Genomic DNA, 22,959 nt, shown 5'->3' on the forward strand with positions numbered 1-22,959 from the left:
CGGTCGCGAAAGAGATCGTGCGGGGACCGCGTCCCAGCGCCACGTCGAGGAACCCGGTTCCTCGAGGCGCCAGAGACGTCGATCCGAGAAGCGCTCAGAACCGGGAACGCGCGCGTCAGCGGCCCTCGAAATTCGGGTCGCGCTTCTCGAGAAACGCTTCGGCTCCCTCCTGTTTGTCCGCCGTCCCGAACAGGAACGAACAGGCGATCCGCTCGAAGTCGAGTCCGGCCTCGGCGTCCAGACCGCGATTGATCGACTTCTTCGCCAGCCGGAGTGCCATCGGGGCGTTCGCCGCGATGGTTTCGGCCAACTCGCGGACGGATTCGTCGAACTCCTCGGCGTCGTACACCCGGTTGACGATGCCGAGATCGGCGGCTTCCTCGGCGTCGACCGCGCGGCCGGTGAAGATGAGGTCCTTCGCTACGCCGGCGCCGGCGACGTGCGCGAGTCGCTGGGTGCCGCCGCCGCCCGGGATGATCCCGAGTCCGACCTCCGTGAGGCCGATCGTCGCGTCCGGCGTCGCGACGCGGAGGTCGCAGGCGAGCGATATCTCGAGGCCGCCGCCGAAGGCGTAGCCGTCGATCGCCGCGATCGTCGGTTTGGTGAGCTCCGCGACGTCGTTGTAGAGTCCCTGGCCGTAGTTCGTGAGATACTCGAGTGCGTCGACCTGATCGTAGTCGGCGAACGCCTCGATGTCGCCGCCCGTGATGTACGAGTCACCCTCTCCCCGGAGGACGACGACCCTGATCTCGTCGTTCGCGTCCACCTCGTCGACGCGGTCGCGGAGCGCGCTTCGAGTCTCCTGATCCATCGCGTTCCGCTTGTCCGGGTTGTTGATCGTCAGCGTGGCTATTCCATCCGAAACGTCGAGCAAGACCTTCTCGGACATCGGCGACACTACGAAGGGTCGAAAGTTAGTCGTTAGCATTGCCCCCGCCGGAGGGATCCGTCGCGGGTACGGGTTGCTGGGATGTCGACTCGCACGCGTGGGCTGGACCACCGATGCCTATAAGTCGTCTACCCGAAAGGCACTCAGTATGGACTTCGAGCTCAGCGACGAGCAGAAACTAATCAGAAGCGAGATTCGGGATCTCTGTGCGCAGTTCGGCGACGAGTACTGGCGCGAAAAGGACGTACAACACGAGTTCGGGTGGGAGTTCTACGAGGAGTTCGCCGACGGCGGCTGGTGTGGGGTCACGATCCCCGAAGAGTACGGCGGACAGGGGTACGGCGTCCAGGAGGCGAGCATCATCCAGCAGGAAATCGCCCGCTCCGGTGCGGCGATGGCCGGCACGTCGATCACGTCACACCACGTGTTCAGCGCCGCGCCGCTGGTCGAATACGGCTCCGACGAGCACAAAGAACGATACCTTCCGAGCATCGCAAACGGTGACGTCATGGTCTGTACCGGTGTCACGGAGCCAAATGCGGGGACGGATACGTCACAGATCGAAACGTTCGCCGAGCGCGACGGCGACGAGTACGTCGTCAACGGCCAGAAGATATGGACCTCGAAGGCACAGGAGGCGGACGTCATCATGTTGCTCACGCGGACGCAACCGCGAGCGGAGAGCGACCGATTCGGCGGCCTCACGCTGTTTTTCACCGAGTTCAACGAGGACATGGACAGCGTGGACGTGAGCGAAATTCCGAAGGCCGGCCGCGGTGCCGCGGATTCGAACGAGGTCTGGTTCGAAGACTTCCGCGTGCCCGCCGAGGATCGGATCGGCGAGGAGGGAGCGGGATTCAAATACCTCCTCGCGTTTACGAACTCCGAGCGGATCAGCATCGCCGCGAACGCGGTCGGCATCGGCCAGGCCGCACTCGAGAAGGCCGCCGACTACGCCCGCGAGCGCGAAGTCTTCGATAGCACGATCGGGTCCTATCAGGCGATCCAGCATCCGCTCGCGGACTCGTGGAGTAAACTGGCCCAGAACGAACTGATGATCCGGAAAGCGGCGTGGCTGTACGACAACGGACAGAATTCGGGGCCCGAGGCGAACGCCGTCAAGCTCCGGGCGAGCGAAGACGCGATCGAGGCCTGCGAGCGCGCCGTTCGCGTCCACGGCGGGATGGGATACGCAAAGGAGTACGACGTCGAGCGCTACTGGCGCGAGGTCATGATCAACGTGATCGCCCCGATCTCGAACGAGATGGTCAAAAACTACATCTCACAGCACGTTCTCGATCTCCCCCGCTCGTACTGAATCGATCGCGGACGCCGTTCGCTCGGCGCGGAACGTGGCGGCGATCCCGGACCCGCGAGCGACCTCGTGAGGCGGCAGGTCTCTGCGGTGGCACGTCTCGAGTGCGCCAGGATTCGAAACTGCGGCCGGTCAGGCTTCGCCGTCCGATTCCCGCCGCCGAACGATGTTGTGCGAGATGGCCGACATCACTTCCTCGCCGTCGTCGTTGTACACCCGTCGCTTCAGGTCGACGTAGCCGCGGTCGGAGCGGCTTTCGCTCGGCGTTTTCTCGAGTACCTCCACGCGGACGGAGAGCGTATCGCCGGGACGGACCGGCGTGTACCACCTGAGTTCGTCCATGCCGCTGCCGCCCATGTTCGCGATTTCGCTCAGACACCCGTCGATGGTCAGCCGGGTGGCGAGGCTGAGCGTGTGGAGTCCGCTCGCGACCAGCCCGCCGAACATCGAGTCCTGGGCCGCCTCCTCGTCGACGTGAAACGGTTGCGGATCGAACTGTTCAGCAAACGAGATAATCTCCGCTTTCGTCACCGTGTGGGAACCGCTTTCGAACATCTCACCCTCGCTCAGATCGTCGAAGAACATCGTCATGTGCGGCCAGAGGAAAGCGATTCGTAAATAGGTGGCGTCACGCACGCGACTCGCAGGGGGTCGCGGTCGAGCGGATTACCGTCGGACCGTCGGGTGCCCGGCCGCCGAGCGTCGGGCATCCGAGTCCTCGACGGCCCGTATTCGAATCCCCCGAGAGGGGTTACCGACCCCGAAATTCCGGCTCCCGTTTCTCGAGGAACGCGGTCATCGCCTCGTGTTGGTCGTGGGTGTCGAAACAGGCCGCGATCGTCTCGAGGCTGTGATCGATCCCGGCTTCGATGCCGTTCGATCTGAGCGCCCGGAAGACCTGTGACTGCCACTGGACGATACGCGGGCTCTTGGCGGCGAGCGTCTCGACGAGGTCGTCGACGGTCGCGTCGAACTCGTCCGCCGGGACAGCCTCGTTGACCAGCCCGAGTTCATCGGCTTCCAGGCCGGAGACGGGCTCACCGGTGTAGACGATTTCCTTCGCGGCCTGGAGACCGACCAGCCGAACGAGGAGACCGCCCTGAATCCCGGTGACGAGGCCGGCGTTTATCTCCGGGAGGCCGAGTGCGGCGTCCTCGGTCGCGACGCGAAAGTCACAGGACATCGCCAGTTCCAGCCCGCCTCCGAGGGCGTACTCGCCACATCGGCACACGGTGACCGCGTCGAGGTCCCGGACACCCTGCATGAGTTCGTACAGGTTCGTCAGCATCTCCCGCGCTTCCGAGACCGAATAGTCCTTCACCGCGTCGAGTTTCAACCCGGCTGTCAGTCCCCCGACGCCGTCAGCCGATTCGGGACCGATGGTGAGGACCGAAACGTCGTCGGGGACGGACAGCACCTGCTCTCGAAAACTGACGATCGCATCGGGTGAAAACAGATTCAGGTCACCGAAGTCGAGTCTGAGGTGCGCTACGGTATCCAGTTCAGTGTCGCGGTCGACGGTTACGGACATGATCGGGAGGTTACGGGAGACGGACGTTAATCTTTGTGTTGCGATCACACGACTCACGGACGGTCGTCGCGGGAACGAGAAGACGCGATCTCCCGGACGAAAACCAGCGGAGTTCGATTTCTCGAGGGAACGACCGGCTCACGGATCCGAGAGCGTGGACGACCGCCTCGAGAGTCGGTTCGGTCGCTCGGCCGCCTTCGACGCTCGTCGGCCGATCGGGTCAAAGAAATTATTGCCTGCGGGGGTGTGGTACCACTGGATGTCATCCTTCGACAGGATCTCGGTGACGACGGACGAGTCGAACGAGCGGATCGCCCACGTTCTGCTCGACAACGAAGCAGAGCACAACACCCTCGATCTGCGGACGATCCAGGAGCTAGACGACGCCTTCACGGCGGCCGATCGCGACGCGGACATCGACGCGATCGTGCTCGGAACGACCGGCGACGTCTTCTGTTCGGGGGCCGACCTCGGCGATCTGACGGAGATGGCCTTCGAGGAGGGAACGCGCTGGATGAGCCAGTACTTCGAGGCGATCGACGTGCTCAGGGACACGGGAAAACCGACGATCGCCGCGATCGAGGGGGTCTGTGCCGCGGGCGGGAACGAACTGGCGATGGGGTGTGACCTCATCGTCGCGGGCGAGTCGGCCAGGTTCGGCCAGCCGGAAGTCGGCGTCGGCTCCACCGCCGCCGGCGGTGGCGTCCAGTTGCTCCCGCTGCTCGTCGGGGAGAAACGGGCGCGGGAGATGCTGCTGCTCGGAGAGATGTATCCCGCCACCCAGATGCAGGAGTGGGGGCTCGTCAACCGAATCGTCGACGACGGCGCCGCTCGAGACGCGGCCGCCTCGCTCGCGGACGACGTCGTTTCGAACAAGAGTCCGCAGGCCTACCGCGCGATCAAGACGATCATGAAGACCTGGACGAACGTCGGCATGCTCAACCAGGAGATGGCTCGAGACATGACGGCCGCCGTCTGGGACTCCGACGAGTTCCGCGACCGAGCCGAGGCGTTCGTCGACAGAGAGGATCAGACCCCGCGGTCGTTTACCGGGTCGCAGCCGGTCGACCACGAGTAACGGTTTGAGTCTCTGACGGCACGAGTCACGGTTTGATGGGGCCGATCGGCGGATTTCCGGCGGTGAGTTCCCGTTCGATCGCAATCGTTATGCGACGTGTTATCATTAGGGTAGATTATGCGTGGACTCAGCGGCAAGCGCGTCATCGTAACCGGCAGCGGCCGCGGTATCGGTCGCGGTATCGCACGCCGTCTCGCGGCGGAAGGAGCGGTCGTCGTCGTAAACGACGTCGACGAGTCGAACGCCGAGGAGACGGTCTCGCTGATCGAATCTGAGGGCGGCGAAGCCATCACGGGAATCGCCGACGTGGCGGACTTCGACGCGGTCGAGACGATGGTTTCGGAAACGGTCGACGAACTCGGCGGCGTCGACGTGCTCGTCAACAACGCCGGCTGGGATCGTATCGAGTGGTTCACGGATCAGGATCCGTCGGTCTGGGATCGCTTGATCGATATCAATCTCAGGGGCCAGATCAACTGTTCGCGAGCAGTCGCCGACTATTTCGTCGACTCGGAGACCGAGGGCACCATCGTGAACATCTCGTCGGATGCGGGGCGCGTGGGGAGTTCCGGCGAAGCGGTGTACGCCGGGTGCAAAGGCGGCGTCATCGCCTTCACGAAGACCCTCGCACGGGAGCTGGCACGGAACAACGTAAACTGCAACGTCATCGCTCCCGGGCCGGCCGACACGCCGCTCGTGGCGGAGATGCGAGAGGACTCGGAGCTCGGGGACAAAATTCTCGGCAGCATGGAGAACCAGGTTCCGCTCGGCCGCATGGCCGAACCGGCGGACATCGCGGGTGCCGTCGCGTTCATGGCGTCGGAGGACGCGGCGTTCGTGACGGGACAGGTGCTGAGCGTCTCCGGCGGGCTGACGATGGTCGACTAGGGAGGAGCCGTCCGTCGAACACACCTCGAGAGAGGGGGCAACTCGCGTTCTCACTCATTCGCCGGTTCTCCCCCGCGAGTCGCCGGTTCGCCTCGGCGATCCGCGACTATTCGCCCGTGAATTCCGGATCGCGCTTCTCTTCGAACGCGGCGACGGCTTCGGCGTGATCGTCCGTTTCGCGACACTCGCCGAGCGCCTCGATCGCGTGTTCGAGTCCGGTTTCCAGGTTGACGTCGTGAGCCTCGTTGATGAGCTGCTTTGCGTTTCCGAGTGCGACCGAGGGCCCGTTGGCCAGTTCTCGGGCGCGCTCGTGAGCGACTTCGCGAGTGCGGTCTGCGTCGCCGTCGACGACCGTCGAGGCGATGCCGAGTTCGCCGGCCTCCGTGCCGGAGATGCGGCGCCCGGAGAAGATGAGATCCTTCGCGACCTCTTCGCCGACGAGACGGGGCAGCATGTACGCGCCGCCGTCGCCCGGCGAGAGACCCACGTCCACGTACGACTGGCTCATCACGGCATCGGCCTTGACGACTTTGATGTCGGTGCCCAGCGCGAGATCCATCCCGGCACCCATCGCGTATCCGTTTATCGCACCGACGACCGGAAGCGACGACCGTCGGAGCGCCTTGAGAACCCGCTGCGCCCTGTGGACGGTATCCAACGCGTCCGGCGTCGATTGATTGAGTCCGCCCTCGTCGCCGAGGTCGACACCCGCACAGAACGCCCGGTCGCCGGCGCCCGTGAACACGACCGCGCGAACGTCGTCGTTCGCCTCGAACGATCGAATCGCATCGTGTAATTCCTCCAAAACGCGGGGCGTGAACGCGTTCATGCTCTCCGGTCGTTCGATCGTCATTCGGCCGACTCCTTCCGTGACAGTGGCGGTTACTACGTCATCGGACATGAGAGGGTCCACGAAACCTCGCGGAATAACGTTTTCCCTCGATCGCCGCCCTCCGTCGTCCGGGGGCGGAGAATCCGGTCGTCCGGTCTCGGCAGGAGTCGTCGCGAGACGTCCGCGGCGCGGGGCTGCGCCGCAATCGCCCGAGACTGGGTCGAGAGTCGCCCGCGACGGCCGTCCGAAGGTTGCGAAACTACTATGCTGTCGGTCGCGGAACTGTGTATCGTGATAATTGATAGCAATCCGTCACTCCGGATGTGGCGGGATATGGTCCACGAGTTCATGGACGAGGAAATCGGCGTCGAGTACTGCCGCGAGTGCTACGCGAATCGGGAGTACCCACACCGAATCTACGACGGCGTCGTGGAGAACGACTGGATCGGGATCCTCGTTCCGGAGGAATACGGCGGACAGGGCGGCGATATGATCGAACAGGTTATCCTGCTCGAGGCGCTCGGAAAGTACGGATACGACCTCGGCGTTCCGGTCGCGATCTCGTCGTTTTCGTACGGGAACCTGATCGAGTACGGTTCCGAAGACCAGAAAGAGCGACTCGTTCCGAAGTTACTGGACGGCGAGGTGCGGTTCTCGATCGGCGTCTCGGAACCAGATACCGGAAGCGACGCCGCGAGTCTGCAGACGAGAGCCGAACGGGACGGCGACCACTACGTCGTCAACGGCGAGAAAATGTGGCAGTCGGCCGCACACGTCGACGGCAACATCATCAATCTGTACGTGCGGACCGACCCGGACGCGCCGAAACACGAGGGGATCAGCGCGCTCCTCGTGCCGAACGATCTCGACGGGATCGAGATGACCAAACTCGACACGGTCGTCCGGAAGGCGACCGGCACGAACCAGGTCTTCTTCGACGACGTCCGCGTGCCCGCGGACAACCGCCTCGGTGACGAGGGACAGGGCTGGGAGATACTCACCGACCACTTCGCGAACGAACGAACCCAGATCTCGGCCGCGATGGTCGGCAACGCCCAGACGGTGGTCGATACGGCGCTCGAGTACGCGATGGACCGCGAACAGTTCGGCACCTCGATCTCGGACTTCCAGACCATCAAACACCGGCTCGCGGACATGCAAACGGAGGTCGACGCCGCACGTCAGCTGGTGTACACGACGGCGGAACGCATCGACGACGGCGATCGTCCGACCCGCCTCGCCGCACAGGCGAAGCTCAAGGCCAGCGAGACGTTCCAGACGGTCGCCCAGCAGGGAATGCAGATCATGGGCGGCGCCGGCTTCCTCCCCGAGAACGATATGGAACGCTACTGGCGCGAGGGGAAGATATCCACCATCGGTGGCGGAACCAGCGAGATCCAGCGCTCGATCATCGCCAGCGATATGATGGAGAACCGATGACTCGCCGTCCCGTCGCACAGCGCGGGACCGAACGACGACGGGGCGGCCCGCGTTCGACCGCCACGACGCGAGCCGACTCGGAGACGAAACGCACACCCGACTCGGTACGACCACCCAATGACCACTACTGAATCCACATCGCAACTCCCGTTGTCCGGCATCACAGTCGTAGAACTCGGCAATCTCGTCGCGGCTCCCTTCGCGGGGCTCATGCTCGGCGACCTCGGCGCCGACGTGATCAAAGTCGAGCGACCGGGGACCGGCGACATGATCCGCCAGTCCGGCGACTCCGGCGACGCCATTTTCACGGCGCTCAACCGCAACAAACGGAGCGTGGCGATCGACCTCCAGACCGACGCCGGACGCGAGGCCTACCTCGAGCTCGTCTCGCGGGCCGATATCGTGATCGAGAACCTCCGGTCGGGAGTCACCGACCGGCTCGGTATCGGGTACGACGATCTAAGCGAGGAGCGCGACGACCTGATTTACGTCTCGATCGGCGGGTTCCTGCAGGGCGGCCCGTACGAGGATCGACCGGGAATGGACGTCGTCGGGCAGGCCATGTCGGGAATGATGCGGATGACCGGATTTCCGGGCGACAAACCGCTTCGAGGCGGGACGTCGATAATCGACATCGGAACAGGCGTCTACGGCGCGTTCGGGGCGATGCTGGCCCTGTGGATGCGAGAAGCGACCGGCACGGGACAGAAGATCGACGCCGGGCTCTTCGAAACGGCTTCGCACTGGACGCACTACTGGACCATCTTCTCACAACTGTTCGGCGACCACCCGCCGCTTGGCACCTCCCACCCCGCGTTCGGCCTCTACGACGTGTTCGAGACCGAGCCCGACGAGTGGCTGTTCGTCGGCGTCATCACCAAGCGCCACTGGCCGGCGTTCTGTGAAGCCATCGACGCACCAGCGTTGCTCGAGGACGACCGCTTCGGAACCAACGAGAAGCGACAGGAGAACGACGAGGTCCTCTACGACCTGATTCAGGAGGCCCTGCGGGGCCGGGATCGGTCGGCGATCGTCGAGGCGCTCCTCGACGGCGGCGTCCCGGCCGCGCCCATCAACCATCCGTCCGAACTGCTCGACGACCCGCACCTGGACGCGCTCGACCTCCTCGTCGAGACGCAGTCGGGGACCGACGCCGACGTTCAGGCGATGCTCACCCCGCTGACGGGCACGGATATCGACGTCTCACACCGCCGCGATCCGCCGTCGCTCGGCGAGAATACGGCGGCCGTGTTCGAATCGTTCGGGTTGGGCGACCGATACGCCGACCTCGAGGCGGACGGCGCGTTCGGCGATGCATCGAAAGACGACACGTAAACGCGAACGGGACCACGTGGTGATCGAAGACGCCGCACGTTCCACGCCGACGATGACTCGAATCGGGCTGTCGCCCGCGAAAATCGTCCACTTATCGCGCGGTAGCCGGAACCGTCCGGGCCGCGCCGAACACACAGCCCGCTCCGAGTATCGCACCGACCCCGGCGACGGCGAGGGCGGGCGTGTAACTCCCGACCGTATCGAACGTCAGCCCGGCCAGGGGCGGGGCCAGCAGGCCCGCAAACGCGAAGGAGACGGACATGGCTGCGAACAGCGTGTTGAGGTTGTGGCTGCCGAACAGGTCCGCGACCTGTGGCGAAACGAGTCCGCCACAGCCCCCGTATCCGACGCCGAACAGGACCATCAGTCCCGCGAAGGCGCCCGTTCGGATCGACCGCGCGCCGATCCATTCGATACTTCCCAGACCGAGCGTCGCGATCCCGACCAGGCACGCGCACACGAGAAACGTTCGCGTTCGTCCGAAGCGATCCGACACGGTGCCGACACTGAGCCGCGTCACCGTGGTCGTCAGTCCGATGATCGTGATCGCGCCCACGGCGATCGATCGCCCGATACCGATTTCGGAGGCGTAGAGGACGATGTGGCTCAAGACGACGTATACCGGCGCGAAAACGAACACCCAGCCCACGAACGCGAGGGCGAACGGGAGTGACGCGATAATCGCCCGTCTGCTCCGGACGCCCTCGGTTGCCCCGTCGGCACGCGTCGGCCCGGACTCAGCCGCGTCGAATTCGACGCTCGTCTCCGCGGCGACCGTCTCGGGGTCGTCCGCAAACAACACCGTCACGACGGACATGATCACGCCGACGCCGCCGGCGATCACGAGCATCGCTTCTCCCCAGCCGAACAGCGAGATGAAGTGATCCGCGACCGGCGGGACGACGACGAGACCGACGCCGAGTCCCGCCGACGCGAGGCCGGCAGCCGTTCCGCGTCGTCGGTCGAACCACAGCGGGATAGTGGCGTACGCGACGACGTACAGGCCGGCCATCCCGACCGCCGTCACCACGCCGAAGGCCGCGAGGAGTTCGGCGTACGAGCGCGCGAACGCCGTCCAGACGAACCCGGCGGTCAACACGACCGTGGAACCGGCGACCACGCGTCGTTGTCCGTGCCGATCGACGAGCCAGCCGGCCACGACGCCGACGACGTATATGAACACGGTCTGAATGCCGAAGACGAGCGCGAGAACGGACCGCGAGACGGCGAATTCGTCGACGAAGGCCTCGTAAAAGACGCCGAACGCGTAACTCCCGCCGAACACGACCATCGTCATCAGCAGACACCCCGCCGCGATCACCCACCCGTAGTATATCCGTCGCGAGAGAACGAGTCTCGGGTCGGGGGTCATACACGGTACCACCGAGTCCTGCGGGATAATCGTTCCCGTTTCACTGTGACCGCAGCGAGACCGTCCCGTCTCCGTACCGATGCCGACGGCCGTCGGTCGGCTCCCGTGACCTGCTCACGGGCGCGCATGTCGAGGCCGATCCGTCGGTGTCTCGCCGACCTACTCCCGGTCGTACGTCTCGATCCGCTCGTCGTCCGGCTCCCAGCCGACGAACGCGGTCTCCGGCTGTAACTCGAGCGCGTCGATGACGACGGCGGTGCCGAGGTAGTGGCCGACCAGCGACGCGATCCCCGCGACCGTCTCCTCGTCGAACTGGTCCTCGATCAGATCGTGTGCGTCGTCGTCGACCTCCCGGCGAGCGGCCCGTCGTGCGTACTCGAGCAACGCGGTGTCGGCGGGGTCGAACGCGTCGAAACGGCCGGCGCTAATCGCTCTGATCTCCTCGTGCTCGACGCCGACGTCGCGGGCGAGTCCGACGTGCTGGTGCCACTCGTACTCGTTGTCCAGTTCTCGAGCGACCGCCAGGATCGCCAACTCGACGTCCCGCGAGGGGAGGCCGGCGTGTTTCCACAGCGCGGTCCCGTGGCGCATGTACGTCTGAAGGACCGGCGGGTTCGCGCCGATGGCCTGTAACAGTTCGCGTTCGCCGAGTGCGTCTTCGCCGAGGAGATACTGGTACTCCTCCGGAAGGTCCGACTGTCGCGGCAGCGTGATGCGAGCCATAGGTGACAGGGCTCGCAAATCGACTTAATTCTTCGGTCTCCCCCGATTCGAGGATCGTGCTGGAAGCGGGGTCGAGAGGAGGACAGGCGTCGAAACGGAAGCCGGAACTGGAACGAGAGAGACCGGAGGAACGGAAACCCGAGACTGGAGGCCGTAGAGACCGGAGGTACTGAAACCGGGACCGAGGGTGTCGTTTTCCGACCCGCACTCGAGTCGCACTCGCCGTCCGCTACCCGATGATACCCTCTTCTCGGAGTCGCTCGAGATCGGCGGCCGAGTAGCCGTGGCGCTCGAGGATCGAATCGGTGCTCTCGCCGAGTTCCTGGGGCGCCACCTCGAGTTGGGTGCCGAGGTGGGCGAAGTGGACGGGTTGGTCGATCACGTCCGCGTTTTCCCGGCCGTCGCGTTCCATGACCTGGTGGAGCTCGCGCTGTTCGACGTGTTCGTCCTCCCAGACCGTCTTCGTGTCGTAGATCGGGCCGGCGGGGACGCCCTCGTCGTGGAACCGATCGATCCAGTAGTCGCTCGATTCCGATTCCAGGATCGGTTCGATGATGTCGTCTAATTCCGTTCGGTTGTCGACCCGGCCGTCCATCGTGGCGAAGCGCTCGTCCTCGACGAGGTCCGGTCGGTCGATCGCGCGACAGAAATCGCGCCAGAACGACTGCGTTCCCGCGGCGACGACGATCGGTATATCGGCACAGTCGTACTTGCCGAACGGGAGGATCGACGGGTGGTGCGTCCCGAGACGAGGGAAGGGGTCGTCGAAGCCGAACGTGTACCCCGCGCGGGCGGTGAGCCACGTTATAGCGGCGTCCAACATGGGTACCTCTATCCACTCGCCGTCGATCCGACCCCGCTCTCTGGCGTACAACGCGGCGAGGACGCTCTGGCTGGCGTAGGACCCGGCGATGAGATCGCCGCTCGGAAGGCCAGACCACAGCGGTTGCCCGCCTTCTTCACCCGTGATACTCATGATCCCGCTCATACCCTGGATCAGCATATCCCACGCTGGGAGTTCCTCGTACGGGCTGTTGCGGCCGAATCCGGATATCGAACAGTAGATGAGGTCGGGATTCAGTTCGGACACGGTGTCGTACCCGAGTCCGAACGATTCGGCGCGACCGGGTTTCGTACTCTCGATGAACACGTCGGCGTCGGCGACGAGACGCTGGGCCGCCTCCTGTCCCGCGTCGCTTTTGAGGTCGATAGCGACGCTGTACTTGTTCCGATTCAGCGTGTCGAAGTAGGCGGGCCGTGGCTGAATAGACCGACTTCGATCGCCGCGGCCGACGGCTTCGATCTTGATCACTTCCGCCCCGAGGTCGCCGAGTGCCATCGTCGCGAACGGGCCGGCGGCGACCTGGGTCAGATCGACGACAGTGATCCCTTCGAGGGGTAATACGTCAGTTTCCGGGGAATTCGCTGACTCCATACCCGTCCCTATTCTCGAGTTCGGGTAAGTGTTTGGGAATTACCCACACCGGCCGTCGTCGCTCTCGAGCGAAACCGACGTGGAGAAGAACGGCTACTCCGCGAGTTCGAACTGATAGAGCTGCTGGCCGTCGCGTTCCTCCCAGGTCATCGTGACCGAGTCACCGACCGAAACGTCGCCCGGATCCGCGAGGACGTTCGCCATCACCGTCACGTCGGTTTCGGCCCCCATCGTGACGAGTGCGACGACGTACGGCGTGTCCGCTTCGAACGCCTCCGTCGGCGCACGGTGAACGACGGTGAACGATTCGACGGTCCCGGTCCCGTCCAGTTCGACCTCCTCGAAGTCCGTGTGCCAGCAGTTCGGGCAGGCCGCCGCCGGGTAGAACCGCTCCGTTCCGCAGTCGGTGCATCGCTGGACGACGAATCGGTCTTCGTTACAGGCCTCCCAGAATCTGGCGGTGTCTTCGGACGGCGTCGGAACGGGTTTGTCGCTCATGTTACCACGCCTCCATGAGCAGCGTCGCGTTCGTAGACAGGACGCCGCCGACACCGTGGGCGAGCGCGACATCCGTCTCGACCTGCGTCTCCGCGGCCTCTCCGCGAATCTGTCTCGCAGCTTCGAGGATGTGGAAGACGCCGGCGCCGGCGTAGGAGAGTTCCCCGCCGTGCGTGTTCACCGGCAGGTCGCCGTCGACCGTGATCCCCCGCTCGCGGACGAACGAACCGCCCTCGCCCTTCTCGCAGAATCCGAGATCCTCGAGCAGCATGAGCGGCGTGATCGAGAAGCAGTCGTACAACTGCGCGACGTCGACGTCGTCGGGCGTTCGGTCGGCCATTTCGAACGCCGTGGAACCGCTTTCGACGGCGGGACTGTACAGCAGATCGTTTCGCCGGTGGATGTACTCGGAGCCGTGTCCCTCCCCGTAGCCCGTGAGTTCGACGGGGGCGCGGGTGTCCGCCGCGGCGTCGGCCGAGGAAACGACGACGGCACCGGCACAGTCGCTGATCAGCGCACACTCCAGTTTGTGAAGCGGCGAGGAGATCAATCCCGAGGAGAGCACATCCTCGACCTCGATCGGATCGGTCTGCTGTCCCTTCCCCCGCATCGACGCGTGTTCGCGACAGGCGACCGAGACCGTCGCGAGTTCCTCCGCGGTGGTCCCGTACTCCGCCATGTGCTTTCGGGCGATGAGCGCGTACAACGACGGAACCATCGGACCGAACGGATTTTCGAACTCGGGGTGGCCGACTTCCGTCGCGAGGTTACTCACCCCGTCCCCTTTCGAGAACCCGGTGCGCCGATTGTCGCCGAACGCGATCACGACGTTTTCACACTGTCCCTGCCGGATCGCGTTCGCGGCGTGGCACACGCCCACGAACGGCGTGGCGCCGCCGAGACGAAGGCTCTCGTTGTACGAGAGATTCAGGCCGAGGTAATCCGCGACGACCGTGCTGTGCATCAATTTCGGGTCGACGAGCGAGTACCCGGTCACGAGCCCGTCGATATCGTCTTTCTCGAGTCCGGCGTCGTCGACCGCCTCGAGACAGGCGGTCGCATAGAGGTTGATCGAATCCATATCCGGGGTACTCCCGATCGGAGACTCACCGATACCCGTCACTGCGACCCGTTGTGTCGATCCCATACACGCTATTCCAGCACATATATACATAATTCTTGTTGAAGAACGCGTCTCGGTCCAAAAAGCGGGTCACACGTCGTGGTACCGGTCGAATCGGTCGGCGCGACGAGGCAGGGAATCCGGTCGGCTACTCGTCGCCGTACTGGACCATTTTCCGGTGGTCCCAGACGACACAGACGTCGTCGTCCTGGTTGTAGACGGTCGTTTTGAGCGTGACGACGCCGCCTTTCTCCTTCTCCTCGAGGTCCGTTACCTCCTGGACCGTTCGAACGGTATCGCCCGGGAAAACGGGGTTCGGGAATCGCATGTTATCGATTCCGTAGAGACCGATGACGGTTCCTTCCGAATAGCCGATGTGCGTCGTCAGGCCGAGTCCGATGCTGAACACGAGCGGACCGTGGGCGATTCGCGTTCCGAACATCGTGTCCTCGGCGTACTCCTCGCTGACGTGAATCTCGTTGTAGTCCCCCGAGAGACCCGCGAAGAACGTCACGTCGGCCTCCGTGACGGTTCGGGTCCTCGATTCGAACGTCTCCCCCATCTCGAACTCTTCGAAGTATTTGCCTGTCATCCACTCGCACAATGCCGACGGAAGCGCATATAGACTTTGGTCTCCCCGAGTTCGGTTGTGTCATGGCACCTCACGGAATGGCTTATCAGGACTGGTGTGCCTCACGGCATATGTCGTGGCAACTCGCCGAGTTCCCGACGTGCTGGACCGGAAGCCGGCCGTCGGCGGATCGACGCACAACGTCCCGCCGTACGGGTCGACGGCCGACAGCCGGTCTCGAATCTGCCGTTTGTCGAGGATGGGCACCGTCTCCCGGAAGTCCTCAGCCGATTCGATCGCCGCCAATTCCGCACGATCCACGTCCGCAACCGCACACCTGTCTTGCCAGATCGACGCGTTCTCGAGAACGTACATCGCCTGCTCTCGGAGTTCGGCCGCTTGCAGTCTGTGCAGGTCGGCTTTGGCAATCGTTTCGGCCGCCGGATTCCAGTAGTAATTCGGCATATGTTAACTCACCACAGGTTCGGGTAAGTCATCCCGGTAAACCTACTTAGGCTTTTCTCGGCCTGTGGTGGATACTCCCGGGGGCTGTGACGGAGGAGCGACAGCGACCCCACTCACGACGAGAAGCGGAAACGAACGTACGAGCGAAACCGGGCCGGCGAATCACCGCCTACGAACTGTCGGCGACCAGGACCTTGTGGACGTAGGTCAAAACCAGGGTGTCGTCCTGCGTGTGGGTTTCGGTCCTGAGGGCGACGACGCCGCCGCAATCCCTCGACTCAGTTTCGATTACCTCCTGTGTTACCTGCAACGTGTCGCCGATGTAGACCGGGTTCGGGAACCGGACCCCGTCCATGCCGTAAAAGGCCCTGATGGTTTCCCGAAACGGACTGGCGGCGGTGATCAGCCCGGCCGTGCAGGTCAACGTGAGGAACCCGTTCGCTATCCGCTCGCCGTAGCCCGTGTCTTCGCACCAGGTTTTGCTCACGTGGCTCTCGTGGTAGGCGCCCATGAGTCCCTCGAAGAGGGTGAACTCGGACTCGGTCACGGTTCGCGTACGAGACGTGAACGTGTCGCCGACGGCCAGGTCTTCGAAGCCCACGGATTCCGTCATCGAGACACCACCGTCTCCTCGCTGCATCCCGAAGTGCCGTCGTCTGTGACGTACTCGATCATGTTCAATACGACTTCGGGAGATCCAGTACGTGTTCGCCGACGTAGTTCAGGATCATCTGCTGTGAGACGGGCGCGATCTCCTGGAGGCGCATCTCCCGCCAGAATCGCTCTACCTCCGAGTCTTTCATGTACCCGCTCCCGCCGAGGGTCTGGATCGCACGGTTTGCCGCCTTGGTCCCCCACTCGCTCGCGACGAAGTTCGCCGCGTTCGATTCGAAGCCACAGGGCTCGTCGTGGTCGTACTTCCAGGCCGCTTTTCGGTTCGCGGCGTCTGCCGTCTCGAGGTGAATCTTCGCCTCGGCGAGGGGGAACTGAACCCCCTGATTCTTCCCGATCGGGCGGTCGAACACGACCCGATCCGACGCGTAGTCCGACGCCAGGTCGAGGACGTAATTGCCCGCACCGATACACGCCGCGGCGACGATCATCCGTTCCGGGTTGAGAATGTCGAGAATGCTCGGCCACCCGTCGTCGATCGGGCCCAGCGACGACCCCTCCGGCACCCGTATCTCGTTGATATACACGTGGCTGGTGTCGGTGTAGTTCAGCCCGAGTTTGTCCAGAGGCGTGACCTCGATGTCGACGTCGTGGGCGTTTCGGTCGACGAGGAACATGGACATCCCGTCCGTTCGGGTATCACCGGACGGTTCGCTCGTCCGCGCCATGACGAGCATGAGATCGGCTCGAGACGCGTTCGAGATGTACGTCTTTTCTCCCCGAATGACCCACTCGTCGCCGTCTTTCTCCGCGGTCGTCTCCATCGAGAGGGTGTCGAACCCGGTTTGGGGTTCGGTGAGGAAAAATGCCGAGTTCAGCTCTCCGTTGGCGAGTTTCGGGAGGTACGTTTCCTTCTGGGCCTCCGTCCCGTTGCGAACGAGTGGAATCGTCACGAGACTGTGGACGATGTAGACGAAGGCAGCGCCGTAACCGGCTCCGGTCTGGGTCATCGCCTTGACCATGGTGAGTTCTTCGCGCATCGATCCGCCGGCACCGCCGTACTCCTCGGGGATTCGAAGGCCGAGCCAACCGCCCTCGTCGAGCCGGTCCCAGAACTCCGACGGGAACTCGTGGGCGGCGTCGTGTTCTCTCCAGTACGCTTCGTCGAGTCCGTCGAGCGCCTCGGTGACGGAGTCGTAAATCATCCGTTCCTCCGCGGTTCTATCGAATGTCATCGTGTATGTTCCTCCGTGGTGGAGTCACAGCTCATGTTTCGTCCCACGGCGGGTGAATCACAGCCTTCGTCCACGAGTACAACGTCTCCCTGATACTGTAAAGATTACTCCGCGCGGGTGGAGACGTTCGGAGCGCGCCCGGACGGCGCCGCGGCGTTCGAGTGGTATCGGTCGTCGACGACGGATCGTTCGACCTCGAGACCGTCGACGATCTCGATCTCGTCCATCGTAACGAGCAGTTCCTCCGAGAGGCTCCGGCGGATCTCGGCGGGTGACGGCGCCTCCGATTCGTCGCCGCCGACGCGGAGTTCGATGCGATCGGTGTCGGTCCCCTCTCGACGGAGCACGAACTGGACGCTGGAGGCATCGAGTCCGTCGTATCCAGCGAGATGAAGCGCGGCCTGCGACGGATAGAGTTTCACGCACTTTCCCTCGTGCATGTCGTCGGTGCGACTCATCACACCGTTGGGGAGGTGCTGGCCCTCGTGGCCGCAGCGACAGCGAGTCCAGGTCGGCAGGGTCGAGGTCGCCCGCCTCGAGTTCCTCCCGATAGAACGGATACTACCGATTACGAGACAGTTGGTCCCGCAAGTCCTCGATAAGTCCCTCCATGGCTAGTGGGAAGCGTAAGCACGGCATAAACATTCGGGGGACGCAGAGTGATAGTGAGGGCGCACTAGGCGTTGGCAGGTGCTGGCGGCCGGAATGCGTGGATTTTGCGTCCCCAATTGTTGGTGTGAGGTTTTCGAAGTTAACTCTACCGGGGAATTGCACCATCAGCAACTGAAAGACGTTCCGACCATCGCCAGACTCCGTCCATCGCTCGTTTTCTGTCGCCACCTCGTTTCGATCAGCGTCCCGCTTCGGGTGTCGCTCGGTTTCGGCCGCCTCCGACGGTCGATTCGGTGCATATCCCGCCGCGGTCAGACGGTGCATATAACTCATTGCGTTCCGTAGCCCGACGTATCCGCTATGCAACCACTGAGAGGGATTGACGTACTCGACTTTACGCAGTCTATCGCCGGTCCGATCTGTACGCAGTCGTTGGCCGTCCTCGGAGCGAACGTCGTGAAGGTCGAACCGCCCGAAGGGGACGCATTCAGGCCCCTCATCGACGGCTCTATGTTCGCGTCGTGTAATCGCGGCAAACGAAGCATCAGCCTCGACCTGAAGAGCGACTCGGGACGAGCGATCGCTCGCGACCTGGCGGCCGACGCGGACGTCGTCGTCGAGAGTTTCCGACCCGGTGTGATGGAACGGTTCGATCTGGGCTACGGTGACCTCCTCGAAGAAAACGAGGACCTCGTCTACTGCTCCATCACGGGATTCGGACAGGACGGGCCGTACGAACAATATCCCGCGTACGACCCGGTCGCACAGGCGATGTCGGGACTCATGAGCGTCACCGGCGACACCGACGGCGACCCGGTCCGCGTCGGAACCAGCGCCATCGATTATACGACCGGGCTGACGGGTGCCATGCTCGTCATGGGCGGACTGATCCGCCCCGGATCGGACGGCGGGACGCACATCGACCTCTCGCTGTTCGACGTCGCCACGACGTGGATGGGCTACTGGGTCGCACACTACACCTCGACGGACGACCTTCCCAAACGAGCGGGTGCGGGTCTTTACGGGATGTCTCCCTACGGTATTTTTGAAGCCGGCGACGGGCGGCCGTTCTACCTCGCGACGGCGTCGGAGAAACTGTACCGACGACTCTGTCGGACCATAGAGCGGGAAGACCTGCTCGAGGACGACCGCTTCGAGACCGCCGCGGATCGATGGGACAACCGCGAGGTCCTCCGAGCGGAACTCGAATCCGCGTTCGGGCAGTACGACCGTCGGGAACTGGTCGAACTTCTAGCCGGGTCCGGCGTCCCCGCCGGACCGCTGCAGTCGATCGACGAACTGGTCGAGGACGATCCCCACGCCGACCATCGGGACCTGTTCGTCGACACGTACAACCAGTGGCTCGAGACCGAGTGCCGAACGACGCGAATGCCGTTTCGGTTCGCGGACGGGTCGCTCGAGGCCGCGTCTCCGCCGCCGAGAAAGGGCGAACACACGCGAGCCGTACTCGGCGAGTACGGCTACGACGACGAGACGATTACCGACCTGCTGGACGCGGACGTCCTGCGGGAATCGTCGTAATCCCGCGGCCCCTGAGACGACAATTTTCCGATCACTGCACGGAGGGTAGAAGGGAGATCACGGCGGACCGACGGCGACTGTCACGCCGTCAGCTCCCGGGACGATGACCGGTGGAGAAGGGAACGGCGTCCACTCGAGTCGTCTGCGAGGGGGCCACGCCGATCCGGACGAGCGCGCAATTCGACCGCGACGAGTACGTCCGCGGATTCGGACACGACGAAAGGAATCGAGCGAGGGGGCGGCTTCTCTCGCCGTTCTTCGGCGTCCGTATCGACGTCTGCGTTTCGGAAAAAGCGGTGTCCTCAGGCTGGTGCGACCGTTTTCGACGAGTTACGCTCCATGTAGTGGAACGCGACGACGATGAGGGCGGCCACGGCGAATCCGGCCGCCTGAATCGTGGTCGTGCCCCAGAACATGACGGCGACCAGCGCGCCGCCTGCAACGGTCTTGATGGCGCCGTTGACGTACTCGTGGTAGCCGAGATTGAAGTGGATGATGGTGACGATCGCGGTGAACGTCGTGAGCAGGTAGACGAACGTCAGGGGCGTGTCACCGTTCCAGTTCGCGATACTCGGGTGGTAGATGATCGTGTAGGGGAGGATAAACAACGGTGCACCCAGAATCATCGCCTTTTTCGCCACTTTGAGGAAATCCGCTTCGGCGATACCGCTCGCGATGACGGCCGCGAGTGCGACCGGTGGGGTGATCGCGGACAGGATCGCGAAGTAGAACACGAACAGGTGCGTGTTGAACTCCGCGATCCCCAGGTCCGCCACGGCCGGGGCAACGAACACGACGACGACGACGTACGCCGCGACCGTCGGCATTCCCAGCCCGAAGATGATCGAGAGGATCATCGCGACGAGCAACAGCGGGAAGAGCAGTCCGCCGGAGATGTCAAGCATCATGAACGACAGCACCTGCACGAGGTTCCCGCTGCCGAGCAGGCTGACGAATATCGCGATCGCGCCGAGGACGACCATGATCTCCGCGCTGGCGATCGCCCCCTTCTGGAGACCGACGCCCAGGTTTCGACCGTAGTCACGCAGCGTCTCACCTCGATCGTCGGCCAGTATCATTTTCCAGATGAACTGGAGCACGAGGAGAGACATGACGGAGTGGAAGCCGGACGTCAGCGGCCCGATCTGTCTGATCCCGAGGTCGTAGATGAGAACCAAGACGGACACTGCCAGGGGTAAGTAGACGTACCACGCCTGCCCGGACTCCTGTGTCGTCTCGAGGGTATGCTCGTCCGACGCGGGTTCGGATAGTTCGTACCCCTTGCTGACGTAGTAGACGGAAATCGAGACGGTGAGATAGAAGATGATCGCCGGGAGCAACGCGCCGACGATGACGTCGAAATAGCGGATATTCAGGAACGAGGCCATGACGAAGGCTGACGCGCCCATGATCGGCGGAAGCACCTGTCCACCCGAAGACGCGTTCGATTCGATGGCCGCGGCCGTTTCGCCGTCCATGCCGTAACTCTTCATCAGCGGGATCGTCACGGCACCGGTCGTGGCCGTGTTCGCGGCCGCACTCCCCGAAATCGAACCCATGATGAAACTCGTGACGACCGCCAGCTGCGGCACACCGGACTGGAGGTGCTGGTTCATCCGCGCACCGAAGTCCATGGCCAGTTGCAGGGCACCGAACTCGATCAGGAGACTCGCGTAGACCAGAAAGAGGACGATCCACTGGGCACCGACGCCCGGAAGGAATCCGAACAGGCCGATGTCGAACACGAGCGCGGTTCGCTCGAGGACTCGGGCGAACTGGATGCTACTGTGGCCGAACTGTCCCGGGATGTACGATCCCAGCATCGCGTATCCGAACGACAGCACCACGACGCTCGTGATGAAGACACCGTACCGGCGATACGTAAAGAGGAGAATCGCCCCGACCAGGATGATCGCGAACACGTACTCCTGTTGGGTGTAGTTCAAAATCCTCGTCAGGATCGTGGAGTAACTCGTCACGAAATAGTACGTGATGTACAGTATCAGTGCCGAACTGACCAACTTCGCGGCGAAGAGGACCTTTCCGGTCAGTTCGTCGAGATTGGCTTCGACCAACTGGATCATCAGGAAGATGGAGAGACCGAGCGAGATAATCGTGTGCTGGTCACTGTTCACGACGAACGTGAACGCATACAGAATGTGATAGACGGAGAATGCGATCGCGCTTAGCGTAAGCATCAACCACTGAGCATTATCGAGGGTGAAATCGAGGGCGGGCAACTGCTCCCCTTTCTCCTCTAACGTCAGCTCCTGGTCGGAGGTTGTGTTCGACATAATTGGGGGAATCTGGCGGCAGCAATTATCCTTCGATCAGGTCGTCGTTCCAGAGGTCGTTTTCCTTGTACCACTCGACGGCCCCTGGGTGAACCGGCGATTTCGTCATACCACTGACCGCGTACTCCTCGTTGAATAGTCCGAGGGCGTCGTGAACCTCCTGCAACTGGCTCACGTTGTTGAACGATATCTCACAGAACTCCTTGACGTTCTCGTTGCTGAGGTCGGGGTGGACGTACCACTGGTACTGAGACGTGGGCGACTTGACCGTATCGACGTTCGTCTCGAACGGGAAGACCTCGTTGACCGGAACCTCACGGACGTTGAGGTACGGGTCCTCCTCGAACGTCGAGTACTGACTGTCCGAGAACGGCAGGACCCGAAGGCTGTCCTGGTTGGCAAGTTGCTCCGCCCAGCCGGGGAGGGACGTCCCGCTCGCCATCACGTAACAGTACGCGGCGTCGACTCGTCCTTCTTCCAGCGCGAACGGAATGTCGGACCAGTCACCCTGGACAAGTTCCATGTTGCTCAACATTCCGACGCTATCGAACGGGATCGCACCGACGAATCGAGATCCGGCGGCACCGTTGTGAACGGTTTTGCCCTCGAGGTCTTCGATCGACTGGATGCTATCGTCGAGGGTCACCCAGAACGGCCGAAGGTCACTGACCGCCATGACCTGTTGTGGAACCGTCGGAATGGCGCTCTCCCCACCGAAGTTCGCCCCCGGTCGGCTCTCCTCGTTGTAGGACGCCATCCCCATCGCGCTCGTCCCCCTCGTAATGTGGTTGTCACCCGCAGCGGTGAGTCGATACGCTTCCTCTGATCCGCCAGTCGTGTTGAGAGTCAGAGAAATATCGGTGTCCGCTTCGTCGAAGACGCGAGCCCACCCAGTGGCTTTCACGTATCCGATCGTTCCTTCACGGGTAATCCCGAAGCTCCATTCGGTAGCATCGCTATCGACGTTGCTGCTACCGCCGTTGCCCCCACCAATACAGCCTGCGAGCCCTGCTACTCCCGCTACACCTGCAGCCTTGATAAAGTGCCTTCTGTTGTACGACATCCGTGTCATGACTACCCAAGCCAAATCATAAATAGTTATCGATATTTATCACATATGTTCCTGGAGAACTGAAGTATTACGCGGCGAATTTTTGCAGTATTACGGT

General features: G+C 63.1%; 22 protein-coding genes. 6 read left to right on the plus strand and 16 right to left on the minus strand.

Features of this window, described 5'->3' with window-relative positions; translation table 11 throughout:
• Positions 1–115 precede the first annotated feature (115 nt).
• A complete protein-coding gene (locus tag NJT13_RS19680; protein WP_254525851.1) occupies positions 116–889 on the minus strand; it encodes an enoyl-CoA hydratase/isomerase family protein in 774 nt (257 codons plus the stop codon).
• A 148-nt stretch (positions 890–1,037) separates the two neighbouring features.
• Between NJT13_RS19680 and NJT13_RS19685 the strand changes: the two genes are divergently transcribed.
• Complete coding sequence (locus tag NJT13_RS19685; RefSeq protein WP_254525852.1) at positions 1,038–2,207, plus strand: acyl-CoA dehydrogenase family protein; 1,170 nt, start codon at positions 1,038–1,040, stop codon at positions 2,205–2,207.
• Between the two features lie 129 nt (positions 2,208–2,336).
• Here NJT13_RS19685 and NJT13_RS19690 read toward each other — a convergent pair whose 3' ends face one another.
• Together NJT13_RS19690 and NJT13_RS19695 are read right to left on the minus strand one after the other, a co-directional pair.
• On the minus strand, positions 2,337–2,795 hold the full coding sequence (locus NJT13_RS19690) for a MaoC family dehydratase (protein ID WP_254525853.1): 459 nt from the start codon (positions 2,793–2,795) through the stop codon (positions 2,337–2,339).
• Positions 2,796–2,955: 160 nt separating this feature from the next.
• Complete coding sequence (locus NJT13_RS19695; protein WP_254525854.1) at positions 2,956–3,735, minus strand: enoyl-CoA hydratase/isomerase family protein; 780 nt, start codon at positions 3,733–3,735, stop codon at positions 2,956–2,958.
• Positions 3,736–3,994: 259 nt separating this feature from the next.
• Here NJT13_RS19695 and NJT13_RS19700 point away from each other — a divergent pair, with 259 nt between their 5' ends.
• Together NJT13_RS19700 and NJT13_RS19705 are read left to right on the plus strand one after the other, a co-directional pair.
• A complete protein-coding gene (locus NJT13_RS19700) occupies positions 3,995–4,813 on the plus strand; it encodes an enoyl-CoA hydratase/isomerase family protein (protein ID WP_254525855.1) in 819 nt (272 codons plus the stop codon).
• Between the two features lie 117 nt (positions 4,814–4,930).
• The gene (locus NJT13_RS19705; protein WP_254525856.1) at positions 4,931–5,701 is read left to right on the plus strand and encodes an SDR family NAD(P)-dependent oxidoreductase; all 771 of its coding nucleotides are present in this window, start codon (positions 4,931–4,933) and stop codon (positions 5,699–5,701) included.
• Positions 5,702–5,807: 106 nt separating this feature from the next.
• Here NJT13_RS19705 and NJT13_RS19710 read toward each other — a convergent pair whose 3' ends face one another.
• The gene (locus NJT13_RS19710; RefSeq protein WP_254525857.1) at positions 5,808–6,602 is read right to left on the minus strand and encodes an enoyl-CoA hydratase/isomerase family protein; all 795 of its coding nucleotides are present in this window, start codon (positions 6,600–6,602) and stop codon (positions 5,808–5,810) included.
• Between the two features lie 222 nt (positions 6,603–6,824).
• Between NJT13_RS19710 and NJT13_RS19715 the strand changes: the two genes are divergently transcribed.
• Together NJT13_RS19715 and NJT13_RS19720 are read left to right on the plus strand one after the other, a co-directional pair.
• Entirely contained in the window at positions 6,825–7,973 is a 1,149-nt protein-coding gene (locus NJT13_RS19715; protein WP_254525858.1) for an acyl-CoA dehydrogenase family protein, read from the plus strand.
• Between the two features lie 117 nt (positions 7,974–8,090).
• Complete coding sequence (locus NJT13_RS19720) at positions 8,091–9,308, plus strand: CaiB/BaiF CoA transferase family protein (RefSeq protein WP_254525860.1); 1,218 nt, start codon at positions 8,091–8,093, stop codon at positions 9,306–9,308.
• Between the two features lie 91 nt (positions 9,309–9,399).
• Here the strand turns inward: NJT13_RS19720 and NJT13_RS19725 are convergent, their stop codons facing one another.
• The 10 genes from NJT13_RS19725 to NJT13_RS19770 form a co-directional block, all read right to left on the minus strand.
• Entirely contained in the window at positions 9,400–10,680 is a 1,281-nt protein-coding gene (locus tag NJT13_RS19725; RefSeq protein WP_254525861.1) for an MFS transporter, read from the minus strand.
• 159 nt (positions 10,681–10,839) lie between these two features.
• The gene (locus NJT13_RS19730) at positions 10,840–11,403 is read right to left on the minus strand and encodes a carboxymuconolactone decarboxylase family protein (protein ID WP_254525863.1); all 564 of its coding nucleotides are present in this window, start codon (positions 11,401–11,403) and stop codon (positions 10,840–10,842) included.
• Between the two features lie 229 nt (positions 11,404–11,632).
• Positions 11,633–12,838 (minus strand): CaiB/BaiF CoA transferase family protein, encoded by a 1,206-nt coding sequence (locus NJT13_RS19735; protein ID WP_254525864.1) that lies wholly within the window; start codon positions 12,836–12,838, stop codon positions 11,633–11,635.
• A 93-nt stretch (positions 12,839–12,931) separates the two neighbouring features.
• Positions 12,932–13,336, minus strand: a complete 405-nt coding sequence (locus tag NJT13_RS19740) for a Zn-ribbon domain-containing OB-fold protein (protein WP_254525865.1) — start codon at positions 13,334–13,336, stop codon at positions 12,932–12,934.
• 1 nt (position 13,337) lies between these two features.
• Positions 13,338–14,483 carry a thiolase C-terminal domain-containing protein gene (locus NJT13_RS19745; protein WP_254525866.1) on the minus strand — a complete coding sequence of 382 codons (1,146 nt, stop codon included), beginning with the start codon at positions 14,481–14,483 and terminating at the stop codon, positions 13,338–13,340.
• A 124-nt stretch (positions 14,484–14,607) separates the two neighbouring features.
• Positions 14,608–15,051: a MaoC/PaaZ C-terminal domain-containing protein gene (locus NJT13_RS19750; protein ID WP_254525867.1), complete on the minus strand. Its 444-nt coding sequence runs from the start codon at positions 15,049–15,051 to the stop codon at positions 14,608–14,610.
• Positions 15,052–15,111: 60 nt separating this feature from the next.
• Positions 15,112–15,495, minus strand: a complete 384-nt coding sequence (locus tag NJT13_RS19755) for a phenylacetate--CoA ligase family protein (protein ID WP_254525868.1) — start codon at positions 15,493–15,495, stop codon at positions 15,112–15,114.
• 169 nt (positions 15,496–15,664) lie between these two features.
• Positions 15,665–16,108: a MaoC/PaaZ C-terminal domain-containing protein gene (locus NJT13_RS19760; RefSeq protein ID WP_254525869.1), complete on the minus strand. Its 444-nt coding sequence runs from the start codon at positions 16,106–16,108 to the stop codon at positions 15,665–15,667.
• A gap of 64 nt (positions 16,109–16,172) precedes the next feature.
• Positions 16,173–17,342, minus strand: coding sequence for an acyl-CoA dehydrogenase family protein (locus NJT13_RS19765; RefSeq protein ID WP_254525871.1), 1,170 nt, complete (start codon positions 17,340–17,342; stop codon positions 16,173–16,175).
• A 104-nt stretch (positions 17,343–17,446) separates the two neighbouring features.
• Positions 17,447–17,800 carry an acyl-CoA synthetase family protein gene (locus NJT13_RS19770; protein WP_254525872.1) on the minus strand — a complete coding sequence of 118 codons (354 nt, stop codon included), beginning with the start codon at positions 17,798–17,800 and terminating at the stop codon, positions 17,447–17,449.
• A 514-nt stretch (positions 17,801–18,314) separates the two neighbouring features.
• Between NJT13_RS19770 and NJT13_RS19775 the strand changes: the two genes are divergently transcribed.
• Complete coding sequence (locus NJT13_RS19775; RefSeq protein ID WP_254525874.1) at positions 18,315–19,496, plus strand: CaiB/BaiF CoA transferase family protein; 1,182 nt, start codon at positions 18,315–18,317, stop codon at positions 19,494–19,496.
• A 302-nt stretch (positions 19,497–19,798) separates the two neighbouring features.
• On the opposite strand, the gene NJT13_RS19780 is transcribed toward NJT13_RS19775, so the two are convergent.
• Entirely contained in the window at positions 19,799–21,790 is a 1,992-nt protein-coding gene (locus tag NJT13_RS19780) for a TRAP transporter permease (protein ID WP_254525875.1), read from the minus strand.
• Between the two features lie 25 nt (positions 21,791–21,815).
• A complete protein-coding gene (locus tag NJT13_RS19785; protein WP_254525877.1) occupies positions 21,816–22,862 on the minus strand; it encodes a TAXI family TRAP transporter solute-binding subunit in 1,047 nt (348 codons plus the stop codon).
• Positions 22,863–22,959 lie beyond the last annotated feature (97 nt).

Origin of the sequence: Natrinema caseinilyticum (genome assembly GCF_024227435.1) — an archaeon.
GTDB classification, from domain to species: domain Archaea; phylum Halobacteriota; class Halobacteria; order Halobacteriales; family Natrialbaceae; genus Natrinema; species Natrinema caseinilyticum.